Annotated in this window: 23 protein-coding genes, 1 tRNA gene and 1 other annotated feature; of the genes, 11 read left to right on the top strand and 13 right to left on the bottom strand. The window is 58.9% G+C overall.

The features are described 5' to 3' along the window. Positions 1 to 43: 43 nt before the first annotated feature. Positions 44 to 2,677, top strand: coding sequence for a pyruvate, phosphate dikinase (gene ppdK, locus I2C21_RS13050; protein ID WP_101691539.1), 2,634 nt, complete (start codon positions 44 to 46; stop codon positions 2,675 to 2,677). Between the two features lie 148 nt (positions 2,678 to 2,825). Here ppdK and I2C21_RS13045 read toward each other — a convergent pair. Beyond that, positions 2,826 to 2,902 (bottom strand) — tRNA-Arg (locus tag I2C21_RS13045). Positions 2,903 to 3,041: 139 nt separating this feature from the next. On the opposite strand from I2C21_RS13045, the gene I2C21_RS13040 reads away from it, so the two are divergent. After that, complete coding sequence (locus I2C21_RS13040) at positions 3,042 to 3,401, top strand: arsenate reductase family protein (protein WP_193538197.1); 360 nt, start codon at positions 3,042 to 3,044, stop codon at positions 3,399 to 3,401. A 45-nt stretch (positions 3,402 to 3,446) separates the two neighbouring features. On the opposite strand, the gene pyrB is transcribed toward I2C21_RS13040, so the two are convergent. After that, positions 3,447 to 4,505 (bottom strand): aspartate carbamoyltransferase, encoded by a 1,059-nt coding sequence (gene pyrB / locus I2C21_RS13035; RefSeq protein WP_101691541.1) that lies wholly within the window; start codon positions 4,503 to 4,505, stop codon positions 3,447 to 3,449. A 172-nt stretch (positions 4,506 to 4,677) separates the two neighbouring features. Here pyrB and I2C21_RS13030 point away from each other — a divergent pair, with 172 nt between their 5' ends. Next, positions 4,678 to 5,226, top strand: a complete 549-nt coding sequence (locus tag I2C21_RS13030; RefSeq protein ID WP_193538195.1) for a putative ABC transporter permease — start codon at positions 4,678 to 4,680, stop codon at positions 5,224 to 5,226. Between the two features lie 51 nt (positions 5,227 to 5,277). Here I2C21_RS13030 and I2C21_RS13025 read toward each other — a convergent pair whose 3' ends face one another. Continuing rightward, positions 5,278 to 5,490: a hypothetical protein gene (locus I2C21_RS13025; protein WP_193538193.1), complete on the bottom strand. Its 213-nt coding sequence runs from the start codon at positions 5,488 to 5,490 to the stop codon at positions 5,278 to 5,280. A gap of 204 nt (positions 5,491 to 5,694) precedes the next feature. Here I2C21_RS13025 and I2C21_RS13020 point away from each other — a divergent pair, with 204 nt between their 5' ends. The 3 genes from I2C21_RS13020 to I2C21_RS13010 all read left to right on the top strand — a co-directional run bounded on the left by I2C21_RS13020 (position 5,695) and on the right by I2C21_RS13010 (position 7,274). Next, on the top strand, positions 5,695 to 6,210 hold the full coding sequence (locus I2C21_RS13020; RefSeq protein ID WP_193538191.1) for a gamma carbonic anhydrase family protein: 516 nt from the start codon (positions 5,695 to 5,697) through the stop codon (positions 6,208 to 6,210). A gap of 47 nt (positions 6,211 to 6,257) precedes the next feature. Further along, positions 6,258 to 7,031 carry a DUF2238 domain-containing protein gene (locus tag I2C21_RS13015; protein ID WP_243207995.1) on the top strand — a complete coding sequence of 258 codons (774 nt, stop codon included), beginning with the start codon at positions 6,258 to 6,260 and terminating at the stop codon, positions 7,029 to 7,031. A 69-nt stretch (positions 7,032 to 7,100) separates the two neighbouring features. Then, positions 7,101 to 7,274 carry a DUF1540 domain-containing protein gene (locus tag I2C21_RS13010; protein ID WP_101691546.1) on the top strand — a complete coding sequence of 58 codons (174 nt, stop codon included), beginning with the start codon at positions 7,101 to 7,103 and terminating at the stop codon, positions 7,272 to 7,274. A gap of 80 nt (positions 7,275 to 7,354) precedes the next feature. Here I2C21_RS13010 and I2C21_RS13005 read toward each other — a convergent pair whose 3' ends face one another. The 7 genes from I2C21_RS13005 to rsxC form a co-directional block, all read right to left on the bottom strand. Then, the gene (locus I2C21_RS13005; protein WP_207730634.1) at positions 7,355 to 8,317 is read right to left on the bottom strand and encodes a pyrimidine reductase; all 963 of its coding nucleotides are present in this window, start codon (positions 8,315 to 8,317) and stop codon (positions 7,355 to 7,357) included. Positions 8,318 to 8,528: 211 nt separating this feature from the next. Beyond that, the gene (locus tag I2C21_RS13000; RefSeq protein ID WP_193538184.1) at positions 8,529 to 9,395 is read right to left on the bottom strand and encodes an RnfABCDGE type electron transport complex subunit B; all 867 of its coding nucleotides are present in this window, start codon (positions 9,393 to 9,395) and stop codon (positions 8,529 to 8,531) included. Between the two features lie 15 nt (positions 9,396 to 9,410). Then, the gene (rsxA, locus tag I2C21_RS12995; protein WP_207730633.1) at positions 9,411 to 10,001 is read right to left on the bottom strand and encodes an electron transport complex subunit RsxA; all 591 of its coding nucleotides are present in this window, start codon (positions 9,999 to 10,001) and stop codon (positions 9,411 to 9,413) included. Next, entirely contained in the window at positions 10,001 to 10,648 is a 648-nt protein-coding gene (gene rsxE / locus I2C21_RS12990) for an electron transport complex subunit RsxE (protein ID WP_195279459.1), read from the bottom strand. The genes rsxA and rsxE overlap by 1 nt, the downstream gene beginning before the upstream one ends. A 14-nt stretch (positions 10,649 to 10,662) precedes the next feature. Further along, positions 10,663 to 11,223: an RnfABCDGE type electron transport complex subunit G gene (locus tag I2C21_RS12985; protein ID WP_186963916.1), complete on the bottom strand. Its 561-nt coding sequence runs from the start codon at positions 11,221 to 11,223 to the stop codon at positions 10,663 to 10,665. Further along, entirely contained in the window at positions 11,220 to 12,269 is a 1,050-nt protein-coding gene (locus I2C21_RS12980) for an RnfABCDGE type electron transport complex subunit D (RefSeq protein ID WP_101691551.1), read from the bottom strand. Before I2C21_RS12980 ends, I2C21_RS12985 begins: the two co-directional genes overlap by 4 nt. Next, positions 12,266 to 13,612 (bottom strand): electron transport complex subunit RsxC, encoded by a 1,347-nt coding sequence (gene rsxC, locus I2C21_RS12975; protein ID WP_101691552.1) that lies wholly within the window; start codon positions 13,610 to 13,612, stop codon positions 12,266 to 12,268. Before rsxC ends, I2C21_RS12980 begins: the two co-directional genes overlap by 4 nt. 414 nt (positions 13,613 to 14,026) lie before the next feature. Further along, positions 14,027 to 14,266 (top strand) — a binding site (T-box leader). 51 nt (positions 14,267 to 14,317) lie between these two features. Here rsxC and ilvB point away from each other — a divergent pair. From ilvB to ilvC, 4 genes are all read left to right on the top strand, one after another. Continuing rightward, positions 14,318 to 16,027, top strand: a complete 1,710-nt coding sequence (gene ilvB / locus I2C21_RS12970; RefSeq protein WP_195279458.1) for a biosynthetic-type acetolactate synthase large subunit — start codon at positions 14,318 to 14,320, stop codon at positions 16,025 to 16,027. A gap of 15 nt (positions 16,028 to 16,042) precedes the next feature. After that, positions 16,043 to 16,606 carry an acetolactate synthase small subunit gene (gene ilvN / locus I2C21_RS12965; RefSeq protein ID WP_101691554.1) on the top strand — a complete coding sequence of 188 codons (564 nt, stop codon included), beginning with the start codon at positions 16,043 to 16,045 and terminating at the stop codon, positions 16,604 to 16,606. 207 nt (positions 16,607 to 16,813) lie between these two features. Then, positions 16,814 to 17,266 carry a GNAT family N-acetyltransferase gene (locus I2C21_RS12960; protein ID WP_193538178.1) on the top strand — a complete coding sequence of 151 codons (453 nt, stop codon included), beginning with the start codon at positions 16,814 to 16,816 and terminating at the stop codon, positions 17,264 to 17,266. A 146-nt stretch (positions 17,267 to 17,412) separates the two neighbouring features. Next, positions 17,413 to 18,432, top strand: coding sequence for a ketol-acid reductoisomerase (ilvC, locus tag I2C21_RS12955; protein ID WP_186963913.1), 1,020 nt, complete (start codon positions 17,413 to 17,415; stop codon positions 18,430 to 18,432). A gap of 65 nt (positions 18,433 to 18,497) precedes the next feature. On the opposite strand, the gene I2C21_RS12950 is transcribed toward ilvC, so the two are convergent. The 3 genes from I2C21_RS12950 to I2C21_RS12940 form a co-directional block, all read right to left on the bottom strand. After that, positions 18,498 to 18,761: a hypothetical protein gene (locus I2C21_RS12950; RefSeq protein ID WP_195279457.1), complete on the bottom strand. Its 264-nt coding sequence runs from the start codon at positions 18,759 to 18,761 to the stop codon at positions 18,498 to 18,500. Positions 18,762 to 18,925: 164 nt separating this feature from the next. Beyond that, the gene (locus I2C21_RS12945) at positions 18,926 to 19,690 is read right to left on the bottom strand and encodes a helix-turn-helix domain-containing protein (RefSeq protein ID WP_195279456.1); all 765 of its coding nucleotides are present in this window, start codon (positions 19,688 to 19,690) and stop codon (positions 18,926 to 18,928) included. Between the two features lie 94 nt (positions 19,691 to 19,784). Continuing rightward, complete coding sequence (locus tag I2C21_RS12940; protein WP_286167298.1) at positions 19,785 to 20,144, bottom strand: helix-turn-helix domain-containing protein; 360 nt, start codon at positions 20,142 to 20,144, stop codon at positions 19,785 to 19,787. Positions 20,145 to 20,378: 234 nt separating this feature from the next. Here I2C21_RS12940 and I2C21_RS12935 point away from each other — a divergent pair, with 234 nt between their 5' ends. Then, positions 20,379 to 21,641, top strand: coding sequence for a GGDEF domain-containing protein (locus I2C21_RS12935; RefSeq protein WP_195279455.1), 1,263 nt, complete (start codon positions 20,379 to 20,381; stop codon positions 21,639 to 21,641). The last annotated feature ends 24 nt before the right edge of the window (positions 21,642 to 21,665 follow it).

Here is a 21,665-nt window from a genome sequence, read left to right as displayed (position 1 = left end):
ATGCTATAATGCAAAGTGTCAAAGCTTTGAGGAGGAATGTCACATGGGCCACAAATATGTTTATCAGTTCAGTGAAGGCAACGGCAAAATGCGTGAGCTGCTGGGCGGTAAAGGCGCCAACCTGGCCGAGATGACCAATCTCGGTATGCCTGTACCCCAGGGCTTTACCGTAACCACCGAGGCCTGCACTCGTTATTATGAGGATGGCCGTGCCATCGCCCCGGAGATCCAGGCTGAGATCCTGGAGTACCTCTCCAAACTGGAGGAGACCACCGGAAAGCAGTTTGGCAACGCCTCCAATCCTCTGCTGGTCTCGGTGCGCTCCGGCGCCCGTGCCTCCATGCCCGGCATGATGGACACCATCCTGAACCTGGGCCTCAACGACAGCGTCGTGGTGGGCCTGGCTGAAAAATCGAAAAATCCCCGCTTTGCCTATGACTCCTACCGCCGCTTTATCCAGATGTTCTCCGACGTGGTCATGGAGCTCTCCAAGAGCCGCTTTGAGGAGATCATCGATGATGTCAAGGCCAAAAAGGGCGTCGTACACGACATCGATCTGGATACCGAGGATATGAAGACCCTGGTGGAGCGCTTCAAGGCCTTCTACAAGGACGAGAAGGGCGAGGACTTCCCCCAGGACCCCAAGCAGCAGCTGATGGAGGCGGTAAAGGCCGTCTTCCGCTCCTGGGATAACGACCGCGCCAACGTCTATCGCCGCATGAACGAGATCCCCTATGACTGGGGCACCGCCGTCAACGTGCAGTCCATGGTCTTCGGCAACTTCGGCAGCACCTCCGGTACCGGCGTGGCCTTCACCCGCAACCCCGCCACCGGCGAAAAGCACCTGTTCGGCGAGTACCTCATCAACGCTCAGGGCGAAGACGTGGTGGCCGGTGTCCGCACTCCCAGCAATATCTCCAAGCTCCAGGAGGAGATGCCCGAGGTCTACAACCAGTTCGCCGCCATCGCCTCCAAGCTGGAGCAGCACTATAAGGACATGCAGGATATGGAGTTTACCATTGAAAATGGCAAGCTCTATATGCTCCAGACCCGCAACGGCAAGCGTACCGCCGCCGCCGCCCTGAAGATCGCGGTGGATCTGGTGGACGAGGGTGCCATCACCGAGAAGGAGGCCGTCCTCCGCGTGGAGCCCAAGCAGCTGGACTCCCTGCTCCATCCCCAGTTCGATGCCGACGCCCTCAAGAAGGCAGTGCCCATCGGCAAGGGCCTGGCCGCCTCTCCCGGCGCTGCCTGCGGCAAGGTGGTCTTTACCGCCGAGGACGCCAAGGAGTGGACCGACCGTGGCGAGCAGGTCATCCTGGTCCGCCTGGAGACCTCTCCTGAGGATATCGAGGGCATGCACGCGGCCAAGGGTATCCTGACCGTTCGCGGCGGCATGACCTCTCACGCCGCCGTGGTGGCCCGCGGCATGGGCACTTGCTGTGTTTCCGGCTGCGGTGAGATCGTGGTGGACTACGCCAAGAAGCAGTTTGAGCTGGGCGGCAAGGTCTATCAGGAGGGCCAGTACATCTCTCTGGACGGCTCTACTGGCAACATTTACGGTGAGGCCATCCCCACCGTTCCCGCCGATGTCTCCTCCGGCGACTTCGGCCGTTTCATGGAGTGGGCTGACCGCTACCGCCAGCTGGAAGTCTACACCAATGCCGATACCCCCACTGACGCCCGCCAGGGCCGCGCCTTTGGCGCCCAGGGCATCGGTCTGTGCCGTACGGAGCACATGTTCTTTGAGGAGAGCCGCATCAAGGCCATGCGCGAGATGATCGTGGCCGACAACGAGGCCGACCGCCGCCGCGCTCTGGCGAAGCTCCTCCCCTTCCAGCAGAGCGATTTTGAGGGCATCTATGAGGCTATGGAGGGCCATCCGGTGGTCATCCGCTTCCTGGATCCCCCGCTGCATGAGTTCCTTCCCACTAAGGAAGAGGATATCCGGGAGATCGCCAACGAGATGGGCATCACCGTGGAAAAGCTCCACAATGTCATCAGCAGCCTCCACGAGTTTAACCCCATGATGGGTCACCGCGGTTGCCGCCTGGCTGTCTCCTATCCCGAAATCGCCGAGATGCAGGCTACCGCTATCATTACTGCCGCCCTGAACGTGCAGAAGAAGCATCCCGATTGGACCATGGTCCCCGAGATGATGATCCCCCTGGTGGGCGAGGTCAAGGAGCTCAAGTACGTCAAGGACGTGGTGGTTGCCGTCGCTGACAAGCTGATTGCCGAGTCCGGTCTGTCCATGAAGTATGAAGTGGGCACCATGATCGAGATCCCCCGCGCCGCTCTCACGGCGGACGAGATCGCCAAGGAGGCCGAGTTCTTCTCCTTCGGCACCAACGATCTGACCCAGATGACCTTCGGCTTCAGCCGTGATGATGCTGCCAAGTTCCTCAGCTATTACTATGACAAGAAGGTCTACGAGTCCGATCCCTTCGCCCACCTGGATCAGAAGGGTGTTGGCAAGCTGGTCGACATGGCCGTCAAGCTGGGCCGCTCGGTCCGTCCCGAAATGCACCTGGGCATCTGCGGCGAGCACGGCGGCGATCCCACCAGCGTGGAGTTCTGCCACCGCGTGGGACTGAACTATGTCTCCTGCTCTCCCTATCGTGTGCCTATTGCCCGTCTGGCTGCTGCCCAGGCCGCTATCAAAAATCCGCGGTAATCGCACAATATAAGATAGTAATCGGAGTGGCGCTGCATCAGCAGCGCCACTCCTTTTTTCATGCTGCCGGTCAGTGAATTTTTCCCCGGCGCAGCTAAATATAAATGCAAAAAAAGCCTGTAACCAATGCAGTTACAGGCTCTCGCTCTGGCACGCCCGAAGGGACTCGAACCCCCAACCCTCAGAACCGGAATCTGATGCGCTATCCAATTGCGCTACGGACGCATATGAACTTTTCCCAAGTACCCAATTATTATAGCAGGCTTTCCTCATTTTGTAAAGGGCTCTTTGCGGATTTCTTTCCAGCTTCCTCTTGCAAGTTTTGGGATTCTCCGTTAAAGTAGAGAAAAAGGAGTGAAACAACATGATCTTTCTCTGCTACCCCAAGTGTACCACCTGCCAAAAGGCCAAGGCCTGGCTGGATGCCCATGGCGTTTCCTACACCCTGCGGGATATTAAGCTGGACAATCCCTCCCTCAGCGAGTTGAAAGACTGGCACAGCCGCAGTGGTTTGCCCCTCAAGCGCTTTTTCAACACCAGCGGCCTTCAGTACCGGGCCCTGGAACTCAAGGACCGCCTTCCTTCCATGCCGGAAGAAGAGCAATACGCTCTGCTTGCCTCGGACGGAATGCTGGTCAAACGCCCCATGCTCATCGCGGAAGACTTTGTTCTGGTGGGCTTCAAGGCGCCCGACTGGGCTGACCGGCTTGGAATACAGGAATAACAAAACCGGCGCACGGAAAACATTCCGCGCGCCGGTTTTTCTCAATTAATGCAGGGCTGCGTCGCAGTAGGCACAGCAATCCACACCGCCGTTCTGCTTGACCAGGGGGGGCAGATAGGGGTCGGTCTGGGTAATGCAGCGGGGATTGGAGCAGACCGGAGTCGTACCGATCTCCACCGCCTCCGGCTTGATGCGGGGCTGGTTGGCCAGGTCCGCCAGCAGAGCCATACGGGAGAACATGCCGTACCGGGCCTGCTCAAAATAGGCTGCACGGGGATCGTCGTCCACGTCCAGGGCGATCTCATCCACACGGGGCAGGGGATGCATGACCAGCATGTTCTTGCGGGCCCGCTCCAGCTTGCGCTTGGTCAGGACATAGATACCCTTGTTGCGCTCGTACTCCAGGGGGTCCACAAAACGCTCCCGCTGGATACGGGTCATATAGAGGACATCCAGCTGGGGAATGACGTTCTCCAGACCGGTAACCTCCACGCTCCACAGGTTCTTCTCCTTCATGAAGGCACGGATATACTCCGGGATGGCCAGCTCGCGGGGAGAGATGAGGTAGAACTTCACATTGTCGAACTTGGCCAGCGCCTTGATGAGGGAGTGGACCGTACGGCCGTTCTTCAGGTCACCGCACAGACCGATGGAGATGCCATCCACACCGCCCAGCATCCGGGTAATGGTGGTCAGATCGGTCGTGGTCTGGGTGGGGTGCATGTGTCCGCCGTCGCCTGCATTGATCACAGGCACATCGGAATACAGGGAAGCGGCTTTGGCCGCGCCCTCCCGGGGGTTACGCATGATAACCACGTCGGCATAGCCGGACACCATCTTGATGGTGTCCTTCAGGCACTCGCCCTTTGCCACCGAGGAGGATTTGGGATCGGCAAAGCCAAACACCGTTCCGCCCACCCGCAGCATGGCGGTCTGGAAGGAAAAGTTGGTCCGGGTAGAAGGCTCAAAAAAAAGTGTGGAGGCCACACGACCCCGACACACATCCATAAAATCGGCGGGGTGGTCAATAATAGCACTGGTGCTCTTGTACAGCGCTTCCCACTCCGCCCGAGACAGATCCCCAAAATCGATCAGATGTCGCATACCATCTTCTCCATTCCTTGTCGTATTTTTTTCGTATTATCTTACCACATTTTAAGGAACTCGACAAGAATCTCGAGCCATTTTCTTTCTTGCCATTTTGCCAAAATCTCGCCTGTATTTTTTTCTTTCCCCCGGTCATGCTAGACAAAACGGGCCGGAGGAGGAATTCGACGTGGAATGGTTTTGGTATTTTGGGATTTATAGTTTCCTGGGCTTCTGTCTGGAAGTGCTTTTTGCGCGGGCAACACACCAGTCCAAGCGGGATCGAAAGTGCTTTTTTCTCCTGCCTCTCTGCCCGGTCTATGGTCTGGGTGCACTGTGGATTCTGGCGCTCCCCGCCCCTGTCCGCCAGAGTAATCTTCTCCTGTTTTTTGGCTCCGCTTTGGCCGCAACCGGAGCAGAGTATCTCATGTCCCTCTTCTATGAACGGCTGACCGGAGTACATTTCTGGGATTACCGGCATCTCCCCTTCCAGCTCCACGGCAGGGTATGCCTGCTCTTTTCTATCTTTTGGGGCATGCTCGGTGTGGGTGCGGTCCGTGTTCTTCACCCGCTGGTCGCTCAGTTTACCGCGCTCATTCCGTCTTTTTTATGGCCCCTTGCGGCATGTCTGCTTCTGCTGGACGGAGCCCTTACGCTGGTCCTCCTGCGGCGCACCCACAGCACCGACATTCTGTGCTGGTATCGCCGTGTTTCCAGACTGCCTTTGCGCGACTCCTGATGCAGAGAGAGGGGCGGAAGCTCCGCCCCTCCCCATATCAAACGTCTTTGCTCAGGCTTTCTGCAGCGCTTCCATTACCTCATCGATCTTCTTCTGCGGCAGATAGGCTCCCGCAAAGGCCAGCAGCTGCTCCAAGGTCACGGTATTGGCCGCTCCGGTAAGGGGATGCTTGAGGACGGCGGGCAGCTTTTTTTGCAGGACGCTCCGGCTCCGGGGATCTGCCAGCAGCTGCCCCACCGTGATCTGATTGTGCTTTAAGTCCATGGTACATTCCTCCTGTTGTGGTGATACCTCACTCTATGCACGACCCAAATCAAATTTTACACGCGCCCCTGCGGACTCGTCCTCTTTTTCCCAGGCTTGCGGCTTTCTCGCATACGCATTATAATAAAAGTGACGGTCTGGCGGCTCAACGGCCCTGTCCGGCCTTGTCCACATGCCGCAATCCAAGAACGGAGGAATTCACATATGATCAAATCCTTTGAAGGACATACACCCCAGCTCCATCCCGATGCCCGGGTCGCGGAAAATGCCACCCTGGTGGGACAGGTCACCCTGGAGGCGCGCTCCAGTGTCTGGTATGGTGCGGTCCTCCGCGCCGATACCACCACCATCCATGTCGGGGCCGGCTCCAACCTTCAGGATGGCTGCATGGTGCATGGAGACGAGGGATTCCCCGTTCAGGTCGGTCAGGACGTGACCGTGGGCCACGGGGCGATCCTGCACGGCTGTACGGTGGGCGATCGCTGTGTCATCGGCATGGGCGCGACCCTCCTCAACGGCTGTGTGATTGGCGAGGACTCTCTCGTGGCTGCCGGGGCCCTGGTGACCCAGAACACGGTGATTCCGGCGGGCAGTCTGGTCATGGGCTCTCCCGCCAAAGTCCGCCGTGCGCTCACAGAGGAGGAAAAGGCGGGCAACCTGGAGTCCGCCCGGGAATATGAGCATCTCTCCCTCCAGCTTTCGGCGGAGGGCTCCCGATGAAACGTTGGCGTGATTCCTCGTTCCGCGCCCAGGTGAAAAGTTCCCCCATGGTGGCCCGTCTTTATCAAATTCTCCGGTTTCTGGTAATTTGGGTTATGATCGCCCAGTTTTTCAACGGGAACTTTGAAAATGTCTTCCTGTGTATCCTGACCCTGATCCTGTTTCTGGTTCCCAGCTTTATTGAGCGGAAGATCCAGATCGATCTGCCCGACACGCTGGAAGTCATCATTCTCCTCTTTATTTTTGCCGCGGAAATTTTGGGTGAAATCCGTGCCTACTACATCTCCATCCCCTACTGGGATACTATGCTCCACACCCTCAACGGCTTTCTCTGCGCCGCCATTGGCTTCTCCCTGCTGGATATCCTCAACCGGCATGAGCGGCTCTCCTTCTCCCTCTCGCCCCTGTATCTGGCCATAATGGCCTTCTGCTTCTCCATGACCATCGGCGTGCTGTGGGAGTTCTTTGAGTGCACCATGGACGTGTTTTTCCATCTGGATATGCAGAAGGATACCGTCGTAAACACCATCTCCTCGGTCATGCTGGACCCCAACGGCGGCAATGTCCCCACGGCCATCCATAATATCACCGACGTCATTGTGGTCACCGCGGATGGAAGCGAGATCCCGCTGGGCCTGGGAGGCTATCTGGATATCGGCATTCTGGATACCATGAAGGACCTGTTCGTGAATTTTATCGGCGCAGTGGTCTTTTCCTTCATTGGCTACTTCTATGTAAAGTCCCGGGGCAAGGGCCGCTTCGCCCGGCGCTTCATCCCCCAAGTGCTTCCCGAAACCCCCAGTTCCGAACCAAAAAAATAATGCCCGGTACGTATGCTTCTCTCCTGTGCGGATATACTAAGATCATCACCGCAAAGGAGGAAATGCGTTATGAACAACCAGGTCAATCACAACATCAAGTGCTCCGTCTCCAGCTGTGCGCATCACTGCGAGCAGAACTGCTGCACCCTCAACGAGATCAAGGTGGGCTGCTGCGGCGCCGCCGCTCCCAAGAGCTGCGACTCCACCGAGTGCGCCTCGTTCCAGCTGCGCAGCAGAGGCTGAGGCCGCTGAGTCCGGAGGCTGCTCCGGCCTGACGCAAACGTCCCCGGTTCCCATTGTGTGGGAACCGGGGACGTTTCTACTTATTTTTCCGCGCCGCGGTGCAGTCCGTAGATCATCTTCTGCCGGGTGCAGATGAAGTTCTTTTCATGCAGCGCAATGGAGAGGAAGTCCGAGTGGGGATGCTCCTCCGCACCAAAATGCAGAAACGCACCAAACCCCACCTGTCCTGCGGCAAACACGGTGGAATAGTTCATAAACATCTCATCCATAGCCTCAATGCTCATGAGATAGGTCATATAGGAGGGGGACTCCACCATCACACGCTCCATCCCCAGATACCTGAGTACCTTCAGCATGGCAAGCCCGTCGGTAACCGCTCCCGTTCCCGTGGCCAGAACGATTCGCTCTCCGGATGCGGTGGCCGCCTGTACCGCGTCCACGTCCACCTCTTCCGCGCTGGTGTAGGGCCCCAGTGCCCGGAAGCTCCAGGGACAATGGGCCCGGACATACTCCAAGCCATCCGGAGAAGTCGCCACCACCACAGGGGCGTCCACATCAAAGAGCATATGGTCAAAGAGAAGATCCGTGCCGTCAAAAGAGACCACGATATGGGCCGGACAGTAGTGCTTCTTCCCCATCTGCGTGGTGCGCAGGCTGGCAAGCTCCTCATCAAAGCAGTTGGCCCACATCACCTCGTTGGTATGCAGTGTCCGCGCCCCGATGATCACGCCATCCGCATAAAAGCGCAGCATATTCAGTACCCAAAAGTCGGCCAGCGCCCCATCGGGGTCCCGGAAATTATTTCCCGCAATCTTTTCGCCATGCCGGTCGTCGGTAAAGGAAATCTTTCCGTCCACCGACTCCACAATCGAGGCAAACAGATAGGGCCGGTCCGCGGGCGCCGGGGGAAAATACACATCGCCATACACCTGACGAATTTTCTCCGGCGTGGGTGCGTCGGGGGAAATGGCCCGAATGGCCGCCAATGCCTCTTCATCACGCATCAGGGGTGTCAGCCGGATCTGCTCTACCGGAAAATCCATCGTTACAAACTTCTCCATCTACCGTTTCATCCTTCCGCGCTTAAATTCCGCAAATCATTCTATTTTTGCGGTTATATTTTGATTTTATAGCATAAAATTCAAGTTTTCAACGCATTAGTAGTACTAATGAAAATTTTTCCAATTAAAACAGACAAATAAATACGACCAGCCCCGGACAATCGTCCGGGGCTGGTCGTACAAATTGCAGATTTTACTCCGCTGCCTCAGGCTTGGCAGCAGCGGGGGCCGCCTTGGGGGCGGCGGGCTTCACCTCGGGGACCTTTCCGTCCACAGTGATGAGCTTGCGGGGACACTTCTGGGCGCACAGGCCGCAGCCCACGCACTTGTCATAGTCAATGACAGCCAGATTCTTGTCCACAGTGATGGCTTCCTTGGGGCAGGCCTTGGCGCACAGACCACAGCCGATACAGCCGTTGTCGCACACCTTGCGCACGTCAGCACCCTTGTCCTTGGAGGAACAGGTGATGGCCACGTGGCGCTTGGTCTTGTAGGGAGCCAGCAGGATGATGTGGCGGGGACAGGCGTCCACGCACTTCTTACAGGCCTTACACTTCTCCTCGTCCACCTTGGCCACGCCGTCCACCACGTGGATGGCGTCAAAGGGACACACGGCCTCACAGGTGCCGAAGCCCAGGCAGCCGAAGGAGCAGCCGGCAGGGCCGCCGCCGGGCAGGCGGGCGGCAGCAGCACAGTCGTGGATACCCACATACTCGTACTGCTCGTGGCCACGGCAGCCGCCGGTGCACTGCACTTGGGCAATCATCTTGGCGGAGGCCTCAGCCTTCACGCCCATGATCTCGGCGATCTGGGCCGCCACGGCGTCGCCGCCGGCAGCACAGCAGTTGGTGGCAGCCTTACCAGCCACCACGGCAGCGGCATAGCCGCTGCAGCCGGGATAGCCGCAGCCGCCGCAGTTGGCGCCGGGCAGGCAGGCAGAAATGGCCTCTTCACGGGGGTCCTTCTCCACGGCAAAGGCCTTGGAGGCATAGGCCAGGATCAGACCGAAGATCGCGCCCAGCACGCCGAGCACGACAACAGCAGCAATAACAGTGTTCATTCTTTCCAGCCTCCCTTAAAATACCTTCAGGCCGGAGAAGCCCAGGAAGGCCAGGGCCAGCAGGCCGGCGGTCACCAGCGCGATGGGGAAGCCCTCAAAGGCCTTGGGGCACTCGGCAAACTCCAGCCGCTCCCGCACACTGGCAAAGAGCACGATGGCCAGCAGGAAGCCCACGCCGCCAGTGACGCCGTAGACCAGGCTCTCGATGAAGCCATAGCTGTTCTGGGTATTCTGGAGCACCACGCCCAGCACGGCGCAGTTGGTGGTGATGAGGGGCAGGTACACGCCCAGGGCCTCATACAGAGAAGGCATAGCCTTCTGGAGGAACATCTCCACGAACTGCACCAGGGAGGCGATGACCAGGATGTAGGTCACGGTCTGCATAAAGACCAGATTGAACTTCTCCAGAATGAAGTGGTTGATGGGCCAGCACACGGCGCTGGCCACGCCCATGACGAAGATAACGGCCATGCCCATACCCAGGGCGGTATCGATCTTCTTGGACACGCCCATGAAGGGGCAGATGCCCAGGAACTGGGCGAAAATGAAGTTGTTGACCAGAATTGCGCCCAGCGCGATGCCAAAGAGTTCGGTGAAACTCAGCATTACTTGGCCACCTCCTCTTTCTTGTCGCTGCCCTTCTTGGGCTTATTGAGGAAATACTGCATGGTAGCGATTACCACGGCCAGGGTCAGGAAGCCGCCCACCGGCAGCACCATGCCCAGCGCGGGAATCCCCTCGGGCAGGATGCGGATGCCGTCGCCGCCGTTGAGGATGCCGCCGCCAAAGGTGCCGTTGCCCAGGAACTCACGGATCACACACATGATGACCAGGATCACGGTGTAGCCCAGACCCTGGAAGATACCATCCAGGGCGGAGGCCGCCACGCCGTTCTTGGAGGCGAAGGACTCGGCACGGCCCAGGATGATACAGTTCACCACGATCAGGGGAATGAAGAGGCCCAGGCTCTCGGACAGGCTGGGGAGATAGGCCTTGAGCAGCAGGTCCACGATGGTCACGAACCCGGCGATCACGACGATGTAGCAGGCGATACGCACCTTGCTGGGGATGATCTTGCGCAGCAGGGAGATAACGATATTGGCGCAGGTCAGGATGATGAGCACGGATACGCCCATACCCAGACCGTTGAAGAGGCTGGTGGTAATGGCCATCACGGAGCACATACCAAGCAGCTGTACGGTAACGGGGTTCTGGAAGATCAGACCGTCCAGAAATTGCTTTTTCACATTCATGTTCTGTGCCCTCCTTAGCCCAGGCTGGCGGCGGCCGCCAGCGCACTGGTGACGCTCTCGCACACGCCGCGGGAGGTGATGGTGGCGCCGGTGAGGGCGTTGATCTCGCCGCCGTCCTTGGTGACGGAGACCTTACCGCTCTTACCCACGAACTGGGCCTGCCAATCCGGCTTGCCGGCATTGGAGCCCAGACCGGAGGTCTCACCGGTCTCAACGATGGAGATGCCGGTGCAGGTGCCGTCGGTCCCAACACCAACCATCACGCTCAGCGTACCGCTGAAGGAGGTGGCGGGCTTGACCTGGACCACATAGCCGGCGTCGCCGGCCTGGTACACGGCCTGCACGGTGGAATCTTCTCCGGTGTACTCCACGGGGGTGTAGACGCCGTCCTCCGTGGGGAGCACGGCCTGCATGGCCTCCGCGGTCTTTTTCTCGGTGTTCAGCTTAATCTGAGGCGCGGTGACCATATTGACCGCACCCAGCAGCAGGGCGGTGATCAGGCTGATAGCGGTCAGAACCACAACCAGCATGGCCAGGCTCGGCTCTTTCTTTTTGTTCATCACGATCTCACTCATTTCGCCGCGCCCTCCTTTGCCTTGGCCTTCATTTCCTTGGTGACGCCGAAGCGGCCGGGCTTTCCGGCCTTATCCAGCAGCCACACGCAGATGTTCATCAGCAGGATGGCATAGCTGACACCCTCGGGATAGCCGCCGAAGTAGCGGATGAAGATGGTCAGCAGGCCGCAGCCAATGCCGAAGTAGATCTCGCCCATCTTAGTCACGGGGCTGGTCACATAGTCGGTCGCCATGAAGAAGGCGCCCAGCATCAGACCGCCGCCGCACAGGTTGTAGAGCATCCAGTCCACCCGGGCAATGCCGCCCTGGGGGAAGAGGAAGCAGAGCACCGCCACGGTGGCGAGATAAGCCACGGGGATGCGGGCGCGGATGACGCCGCGCCAGATGAGGTAGATGCCGCCCAGCAGCAGGAGTAGCGCGGAGACCTCACCCAGGCAGCCGCCCACGTTGCCCACAAAGAGGTTGGCCAGACCGTCGGCAGGCAGGGTGTGCACATTGGTGCCGGTGGCCACATCCAGATGGGCGTGCAGAGAGGCCATGGGGGTGGCGCCGGTCACCGCGTCAGCGGCGGAAAAGACGCCCGCCCAGTTCTTCACACCGGGCAGCACCCAGGTGGTCATGGCGATGGGGTAGCACATCATCAGGAAGGCACGGCCGCCCAGCGCGGGGTTCATAAAGTTCTGACCCAGGCCGCCGAAGAGCTGCTTGACCACCACGATGGCGAAGAAGTCGCCGATCAGGAGGGTCCAGTAGGGCAGCGTCACGGGGCAGACAAAGGCCAACAGCACGCCGGTAACGGCGGCGGAGAAATCTCCGTTGGCCGAGGGCTTTTTCAGGAGCTTGCGGTAGCCCCACTCGAAGAATTCACAGCCCAGCACCGACACCACGGTCATGGTCAGGGCGCGGGGACCAAAGACATACACCGCCATACACAGGGCGGGAACCAGAGCGATGAGCACATCCAGCATCAGCCGGCTGGTGTTCACCGGGGAACAGACATGGGGGGAGGAAGCCACGGAGAGCTTCAGATTCTTGGTGTCAATCATGCTTTCTTAGCCTCCTTCTCTGCCTCGGCCTTACGCTTCATGGCCAGGGTGCGGATCTCGAACTTGGCCATCCGGAAGGACTGGACCAGGGGCACACGGGCAGGGCAGATGTAGTTACAGGAACCGCACTCGATGCAGTCCATCAGGTGCAGGCCCTCGGCCTCATCCCAGCGGCGCTTCTCGGCATACAGGTGCATGTACACAGGGGTCAGGTGCATGGGACAGACGTTGACGCAGCGTCCGCAGCGGATGCAGGTGGGATTCTCCACATGCTCTGCCGCCTCGGCCTTGGTCATGCACAGCACGCCGTTGTTGCCCTTGATGGTGCAGGCGGACAGGTCGTAGGCGGCAATGCCCATCATGGGGCCGCCCAGCAGGACCCGGTCGGGGGTCTCCTTGAAGCCGCCGGCCTCTTCCACCAGGTGCTCAATGGGGGTGCCGAAGGGCACCAGCACGTTGCGGGGCTCAGCCAGAGCGCCGCCGGTGAGGGTGACGATGCGCTGGGTGAGGGGCTTGCCCTCCACCACGGCGTCATACACCGCAGCGGTGGTGCTGGCGTTGAACACGGCGCAGCCCACGTGGGCGGGCAGTCCGCCGGGGGGCACCTCGCGGCCGGTGATGCGCTGGATGAGCTGCTTTTCTGCGCCCTGGGGGTAACGGGTGCGGCACACCACGATCTCGATGCCGCCGTCCGCCAGGCTCTTCATCTTCTCAATGGCGTCGGGCTTGTTGTCCTCGATGCCGATATAGGCCTTGTTCAGGTTGAAGGTCTTCATCAGGATCTTCAGGCCCTTGATGATGCGCTCGCCATCCTCCAGCATGAGCCGGTGGTCGGAAGTCAGATAGGGCTCACACTCCGCCGCGTTGACGATGAGCGTGTCCACCTTGCCGATGCCGGAGCTGATCTTCACGTGGGTCGGGAAGCCTGCGCCGCCCATACCGGTGATGCCGGCCTCCTTGACGATGTTGATGATCTCGTCGGTGGTCAGCTTCTCATAGTCGGGATGGGGGGTCAGCTCGGAGCCAAAGGTATTCTGGAAGTCGTTCTCGATCACGACCGCCATCACCTTGCCGCCGCCGCAGTAGGGACGGGGCTCAATGGCCACGACCTTGCCGGAGACGCTGGCATGGATGGGCGCGCCCAGGCCGGTCACCTCCGCGATCTTCTGACCGACGGTCACCTGATCGCCCACCTTTACCACAGGTGCGCAGGGTGCTCCCACGTGCATGGACATGGCCAGAGCCACCTGAGCCGGGGCCTTGCGCAGCGGCTCGACTGCCTTGGTACAGGTCAGCTCCTTGTGCTCATTGGGATGCACGCCGCCATAAAAGGATAATTTCATAGGTCCACCTCACAAATCAGGCCCCTCCCGGGGCCAGTCTCGGACGGAAACTGTGGCACGTTTCCGCCGCTCTCTTTTCCGTGCGAAACCGCACTTTCAAACAGATACTATCATATCGCAGCCAGCCGAAAAAGTCTAGTGATTCCGCAAAAAAATTACGCTTTTTTCTATAAACCATTCAGTTTATCCTTATATCACTTTTTTTCGTTCCAAAATATCGCCTCTTTTTTCCGCCAGAGGTCGATCTTGGCTTGCTTTTCTTTCCATTTTCACCATACTTTAAAGCGCTAGTGCGCTGTCTTTGTAAAAAACCACAGTTGACAAATGTCCGTCTCAGGAGTATTCTTATCATAATTTCACTCTCCGCCGCAGAGGCCTCTTTCCAGGCTTCCGTCGGGCGGAAATTATGAATCGTCAAAGGCGATGACTGGGCAAGTAGAAGCGGTGGAAATGCGCAGAGAGGGAGCGGATGGTGTAAGCTCCCGGGACCGCCGCACCTCGAACATCACCCAGGAGCAGCGGGTTGAACCCGGGGACATACCCCGCCAGTAGGCTCTGCCGGTTTCCCCTCCGTTAGCGGGGCAGCAAGTGCGCGGGAGCATGGTTTCTGCGAATTAAGGTGGTACCACGGAGTATAGCGGCTTCGTCCTTTCAGGACGAGGCCGTTTTGCGTATATAGACCAGTATGAAGGAGGCCCTAGACCTATGAGAATGAAATGTTCCCAAATTCTAATGGAGTGTCTGCTGGAGCAGGGCGTGGATACGGTATTTGGCTATCCCGGAGGCACGATCCTGAACATCTATGATGAGATGGAGCTGCACGGATACAAGAACAAGATCCGCCATATTCTGACTGCCCATGAGCAGGGCGCCTCCCACGCCGCCGACGGATATGCCCGCTCCACCGGCAAGGTGGGCGTGTGCTTTGCCACCTCCGGACCGGGCGCCACCAACCTGACCACCGGCATTGCCACCGCCTACTACGACTCCTCTCCGGTGGTCTTTATCACCTGTAACGTGGTGGAAAGCCTCATCGGCAAGGACTCCTTCCAGGAGGTGGACATTACCGGCATCTCCATGCCCATCACCAAGTGCAACTACCTGGTCAAGGACCCGGACCAGCTGGCCGACGTGGTGCGGGAGGCCTTTGCCATCGCCCGTTCGGGCCGTCCCGGCCCGGTGCTCATCGACATTGCCAAAAATGTCACCGCCTCGGAGGCCGACTATGAGCCCCTCCCCGTCTCGGAGCACGGCCGCCACGGCCGCCTGGGCGCCATGCTGCGCCGCTCCAGCCACGACCTCAAGACACCTGAGCCCGACTATGGAGACATTGAAAAGCTCCTCTCCATGATCGAGGAGGCCAAGCGTCCCCTCATTCTAGTGGGCGGCGGCGTCATCCGCTCCAAGGGCGCGGTGCCCGAGTTCCGCAGATTCTTTGAGCGCCTGGGTGCACCGGTGGCCTCCACCATCATGGGCGGCGGCGCCTGTCCCGGCAACCACCCCCTCTTTACCGGCATGATCGGTATGCACGGCTCCCATGCGTCCAACATCGCCTCCAGCCAGTGCGACCTGCTCATCGCCATCGGCTGCCGGTTTTCCGACCGGGTGGCCACCGATCCGGCCACCTTTGCCAGCCAGGCCAAGATCGTACATATCGACATCGACCGGGCCGAGATCGACAAGAACGTCCAGACCGACCACCACATCATCGGCGACGCAAGACGTGTGCTGGAGCTGCTCAATGAAAAACTCCCCGCCCACGACTATCCCGAGTGGAAGGAGTTCGTCTTCTCCCACAAGGAGGTCCCCTTTGTCCAGGACGGTATCCTCCACCCCCACGAGATCCTGGAGACCATCTCCGATGTCACCGATGGCCAGGCCATCATCGCCACCGACGTGGGCCAGCATCAGATGTGGTCGGCCCAGTACTATCACTTCTCCCGTCCCGGCCAGCTGGTCACCTCGGGCGGCTTCGGCACCATGGGCTTTGGCCTGGGGGCCGCCATGGGCGCCAAGGTGGGAAATCCCGACCAGACCGTGGTGCTCTGCACCGGCGACGGCTGCTTCCGCATGAACTGCCACGAGCTGGCTACCGTGGAGCACTATCATATCCCAGTTATCATTGTCATCTTCGACAACGGCACGCTGGGCATGGTCCGCCAGTGGCAGCACCTCATCTACGGGGAGCGCTACTCCCAGACCGACCTGGACCGCGGCCCCGACTTTGTCAAGCTGGCAGAGGCCTATGGTCTCCGCGGCGCCCGGGCCAAGACCCAGGCAGAATTTGAGGCCGCCCTGCGCACCGCCGTGGACAGCGGTGAGGCCTGGGTCATCGACTGCGCCATCGACAAGGACGCCATGGTCCATCCCATGGTGCCCGGCGGCGCACCCGCAACCGAATTTCTGCTGGATTAAAAGGAGGGGAACGCCATGAAATCCAATCCGATCACGATCACCCGCCACACCCTGTCGGTCCTGGTGGAGAACTCCGCCGGCGTTCTCTCCCAGGTCTCCCGGCTCTTCTCCCGCAAGGGCTACAACATCGAATCCCTGGCGGTGGGCACCACCGACGACCCGGCAGTCTCCCGTATCACCATTGAGGTCATGGGGGACGCCAAGACCATCGAGCAGGTCATGAACCAGCTCAGCAAGCTCTTCTGCGTCTACTCGGTGCAGGAGCTGCTGCCCGAGCGCTCCATCCGCCGGGAGCTGGTCATGTTCAAGGTCAAGGCCGAGACCCCCGACATCCGCAACGAGATCATCCAGATCGCCAACATCTTCCGGGCGTCCATCATCGACGTCTCCCTCAAATCCCTGACCCTCGCCCTCATCGGTGATGAGAACAAGGCCGAGGCCATGCAGGGCCTGCTGGAGGCCTTCGGCATTCTGGAGCTGGTCCGTACCGGCATGGTGGCGCTGGAGCGCGGCGCCTACACCATCAGCGACGACAACAAGGAAAAGGCCGAGTTCAACCTGGGCAAGAATTTCCTGTAAGAGCCACCAGCCCCGATAGAGGCCAAGCGTTTCGCACGAAAAACATGGGCCTTAGCAAATTCCACAGAGGCCTCTGTGTTTTCATATATAGATATTTCTTTCTTCAAGGAAAGGGGGAGATCAGGTATGAAATTGTATGAAAACAAGTTCCTGTCAACCAAAGGGAGGGTTTTCATCCGTTAGCCCTCCCGCTGTAAAGGAGGAAATATGGACTGTATTACCTTACAGGAAGTTGATGAATCCAACTTTCTTGCCTGCTTTTCCCTGAAATTAGATGCCCAGCAGGAGAAATTTGTATCCCACCCTATTCGAAGTCTGGCCCAGGCGTATGTATACCGCAAGCAGTGTACTCCTTTTGCGGTCTGCCGCGCCGGTCAAGTGATCGGATACCTGATGGTCATCTATGACTACGACGAAGAGGCTTACTTTATTTGGCATCTGATGATTGATGCCCAGTACCAGGGCAGGGGCTATGGGCGAGCGGCCATGGAGTCGGCACTTGATTATATCCGTTCTAAGCCCTTTGGAGATTCCGACATCGTCCGGCTGACCGTTAACCCGGAAAATTCCGCCGCCTGTCATCTGTACCAGACCCTGCATTTCTCTGCTACCGGCCGGGCAGACGAGGATGAGATCGAGTTGGAACGAGTACTGGATTGACTTCCGTGCCCTGCAGGGCACGCCCGCATTGGGGATGCCGCCCAAATCTTTTCCGAGATTGTAACCTAGTTATCATTCTTTTTTCCCCATTCATGGTATCATAGGAACAATAATAATCCACCTCAAACCAAAAGGAGTGTATGATCATGGCTAAGATGTATTACGAGAAGGATTGCGAACTCAGCTACCTGGACGGTAAGAAGATCGCGATCATCGGTTACGGCTCTCAGGGACACGCCCACGCCCTCAACCTGAAGGATTCCGGCTGCGACGTGTGCGTGGGCCTGCGCGCAGGCTCCAAGCGCTGGGCCGAGGCGGAGAAGGCCGGTCTCACCGTTAAGACCATCGCCGAGGCCGCCCAGTGGGGCGACATCGTGATGATCCTCATCAATGACGAGGTCCAGGCCGACGTCTACAAGAGCGAGATCGCCCCCCACATGACCGAGGGCAAGGCCCTGGCGTTCGCCCATGGCTTCAACATCCGCTATGGCCAGATCGTGCCTCCCGCCGGTGTGGACGTCTTTATGGCTGCCCCCAAGGGCCCCGGCCACACCGTCCGCTCCCAGTATGTGGCCGGCAAGGGCGTGCCCTGCCTGGTGGCTGTAGAGCAGAATGCCACCGGCAACGCTCTGAAGCTGGCTCTGGCCTACATCGCTGGTATCGGCGGCGCCCGTGCCGGCGTGATGGAGACCACCTTCCACGACGAGACCGAGACCGACCTCTTCGGTGAGCAGACCGTCCTGTGCGGCGGCGTGGTGGACCTGATGCGCTGCGGCTTCGAGGTGCTGGTGGAGGCCGGCTATGAGCCCGAGAACGCCTACTTCGAGTGCATCCACGAGATGAAGCTCATCATCGACCTCATCAACAAGGGCGGCGTGGGCATGATGAACTACTCCATCTCCGACACCGCCGAGTACGGCGAGTATGTCTCCGGTCCCCGTGTCATCCCCCACGAGGAGACCAAGGCCCGCATGCGCGCGGTTCTCTCCGACATCCAGGACGGCACCTTCGCCGGCAAGTGGATCGCCGAGAACAAGAACGGCCGGACCTTCTTCAACTCCAAGCGCGCCCTCCTCAAGAAGCATCAGATGGAGGTCGTGGGCGAGGAGCTGCGCAAGAACATGATCTGGGGCGGCGACCAGGATCTGGACACTGCCTCCAACTAAATCCCATCATAACAACAAGCCCGGAAGGCCATTGGCCTTCCGGGCTTCTTTTTGTATGCGGCTCCTTATCGAATGTCTGAGATCCCAAGCACTTCTTTTGCCGCCTCTCGATCCGCGCGCTTCACATAAATCCGATAGCGGTAGCTGTTATCCTCAAACAGGGTGCCGCAGGACGGTCTTGTTCCTCTGTTGAGGACTGACGGAGAACTTCTGTTGATCGTTTTCACGGTGCACTCGATCTGATTCTCCCGCAAACGGGAGGTAATGTCCCGACATTCTTCCATGGTACAGCAAGAGGTCAATTCACAGCGATTCCATACCGTGAGCATAGCAATCCTCCCTCCGGATATGACTTGTCCTCTCCCCTGCCAGCCGCTTCTGTTTTGACTCAAATTTAGGTTTTCTGGATATTTTATTTTAATTTAAGTACTATTTCTTGTCAATTACCCTTTGGAGAGGCCTTCTGGTCTTTCCGTCACTCCAATGGTAATTTCTATTCGTATCGTTTGCCCACGATGGTCGCCGCCAGGAGCATGCCCAGCATGGCCGCCAGGGCCAGAAAACGCTCCCCCTGTCCGGCCAATCCGGGCCACAGATGACGGAGCCCCCACCACAGTGCCGGAAAAAGGGCCAGCGCCCCCAGCAGCCACCCCCGCATGGCGTTCAGAATATGGGGCCAGTTGCTATTATGAAAGCGTACTCCGGGCAGATTCATCCGGAAAGACCCGTCGCTGTAACTGCTGATGCGGTTCTGATCATAGTAGGCAGGCAGCTGCTCCTTTGCGCCAAAGCACAGATAGGCTCCAAAGAGAAGGGAGAGCAGTTCCACCAGTATCACCGTGTCCTCCAGATCGGTCCAGCCATACCCACCCCTTGTCAGCAGGAGCACGGTCTGCACCAGTCCGGCCAGCGCGCAGAGGACAAAAGCCAGCTGCCATCTCCTCCGGCGCTGCGCACGCGCGCTCTGTTCCCCCTCACTCAGACGCAGGGAGGCGTTCACCAGCGCCTCCACCTCCTCCACCGGAAGCTCCCTTGTCTGGTTCCGTTCCCCCCGGAGCAGCTCGGTGACGCTCACCCCCAGGCAGTCGGCCAGCGGCAGAAGGAGCGTCACATCGGGCAGGCTCAACCCACGCTCCCACTTGCTCACCGCCTTGTCGGATACATAGAGCTGCTGTGCCAGCTCCTTCTGCGTCATGCCCCGCTCCCGGCGCAGCTGATGCAAAAAGGTCCCAAAGCGCTCTTTCTCAATTTCGTACATCGGCTTCCCTCCTTCTCTCCCCATCCTATCCGGAGGGATCGCCCACGTCAACCGACCAGCAGTAGAGTCCTTGGGGCACAAGGCTTTCCTGTTTTTATTCCGCCTGGGAGTCCCGCCTTTCCGCCTCCGCCTGGCGAAGCAGTTGCTCCATGGATACGCCGTACAGTTTGGCCAGCGTCAGCAGATTGGAGGTGCTGGGGCAGGAGAGTCCGCTCTCCCATTTACTCACCGCCTGACGGCTCACCCCCACCGCTTCCGCCACAAACTCCTGGGTCATCCCGCAGCGCTTCCGGTGGGCTTTGAGCACCTCTCCCAGCGTGTCACTTGTGTCGCTCTGCCGCGCCTGTTCCTCTCCTTTCCCGCTCCGCCTCTTTCGAGCCACCAGGAGTACCACAACCACTACTGCAACAACCACGATCCACAGGAGCAATAAAAACGGAATCAGTATCCCCATCGTCATCATATATGGTTTGCACCTCTTTCGTTCAGGATTCCTCTATTCTACTCCAAGGAGTACGGTTGCGTCCACCAACCGGGGCGCAACCGCAGGTTGCGCCCTCCATATAACATCCACCCGGTTGGCAGACAAGCGTTCTGTCTTGCTGTCTGCGGTTGACGGAATTCCCGGATTCCTGTATAATGCCTCTACCATTTTTGTCACCACATGTTCCTGCCAGAGGTGAGCCGATTGAAGCCTTATCATGACATTTCCCGCACCGACCTGCTGCGGTCTTATCTGGGATTGCCCGACAGCCTGGACGATCAGGACGCTATTTTTTTCCGTATCTACCAACAGAGCCATCGGTTTCATAGCATGCTGCTGGGCCTGATCATCTTCTATGAATGTGTGATGCTGGTGTTGATGGCCACCCGCCCCGGCGGTCCCTTTCTCCATCTCCGGCGGCTGACCTATATCCTGCTCTACCTCTCCCTGCTGGCTGCGACGATTTTTGTGCTGCTCTATACCAGGCAGCTGGGACGGCAGATGCCCCAGATGATCCGCCGGTATTTTGGCGTATACCATCTCTATGTGGTCTTTCTCAATCTCTGGAGTGTGGGGATCACCCTCAATGATCAGCTGGGCGTAAACAGTCTGATCGTCTACACCTGTATTGTCCTGAGCACCGCCTTTTTCTCCATGATGTCCCCCTGGAAAAGTGCTCTGCTCTATCTGTCGGATTTTATCCTGCTCAACCTGATGCTCCCCTTTTTCCCCTGCCCCAACGGACTGGACCAGCGCTTCAGCAACGGCATCAACAGCCTCTTTCTCTCCCTGCTGGCTCTGGCGCTCTCCATCTATACCTATCGAAGTCAGATTCGCCTCAAGGCGGACGAGCTGCTCATTGAGCGCCAGTATGAGGAAATTCAGCGCTCCCACCAAATTCTCCGGCAGGAGGTCATGTCGGATACTCTAACTGGACTCCACAACCGCCGCTATCTGCACCGCACGGTGGCGGAGCGGTTCCGCCGCTGTCGGGAGGATGGGGAGAGCGCCGCCTGTATCATGCTGGATATCGACCACTTCAAGCGCTACAACGACCGCTACGGTCATCCTCAGGGAGACCGTCTCCTCCAACAGATGGCGCAGTTCCTGCTCCATCACGATGCGCTGAAAGAGGCGGACATCATCCGCTACGGCGGGGAGGAATTTGCCCTCTTTCTCTATGGTCCCGTCTGCGCTCAGGCCCTGGAGATCGCCCGCCGGGTGGTGGACTCGCTGGCCCGGAAACAGCTCCCTCACTGGGACAATGAGGGCCGCCGGGTCACCCTCAGCGCCGGAGTCTGTGCCGAGATCCCCATCCCATCAGATGGGACCCTGGAAGAACTGATCGCCCGGGCGGATACCGCCCTCTATGAGGCCAAACGCACCGGTCGAAACCGGGCGGTGGCCTGCCCCTTCCGCTCTTCCGGCTCCCAAAAGAGCGCCTCGGAATGCGGTATTCCAATTTGATATTCCATAAAAGACAGGCCGGCG

Origin of the sequence: Clostridium sp. J1101437_171009_A5 (assembly GCF_015547905.1) — a bacterium.
Taxonomy (GTDB): Bacteria; Bacillota; Clostridia; order Oscillospirales; family Oscillospiraceae; genus Pseudoflavonifractor_A; species Pseudoflavonifractor_A gallinarum.
The sequence above is the reverse complement of the archived record's forward strand: the minus strand, read 5'-3'. Positions and strand labels throughout refer to the sequence as shown.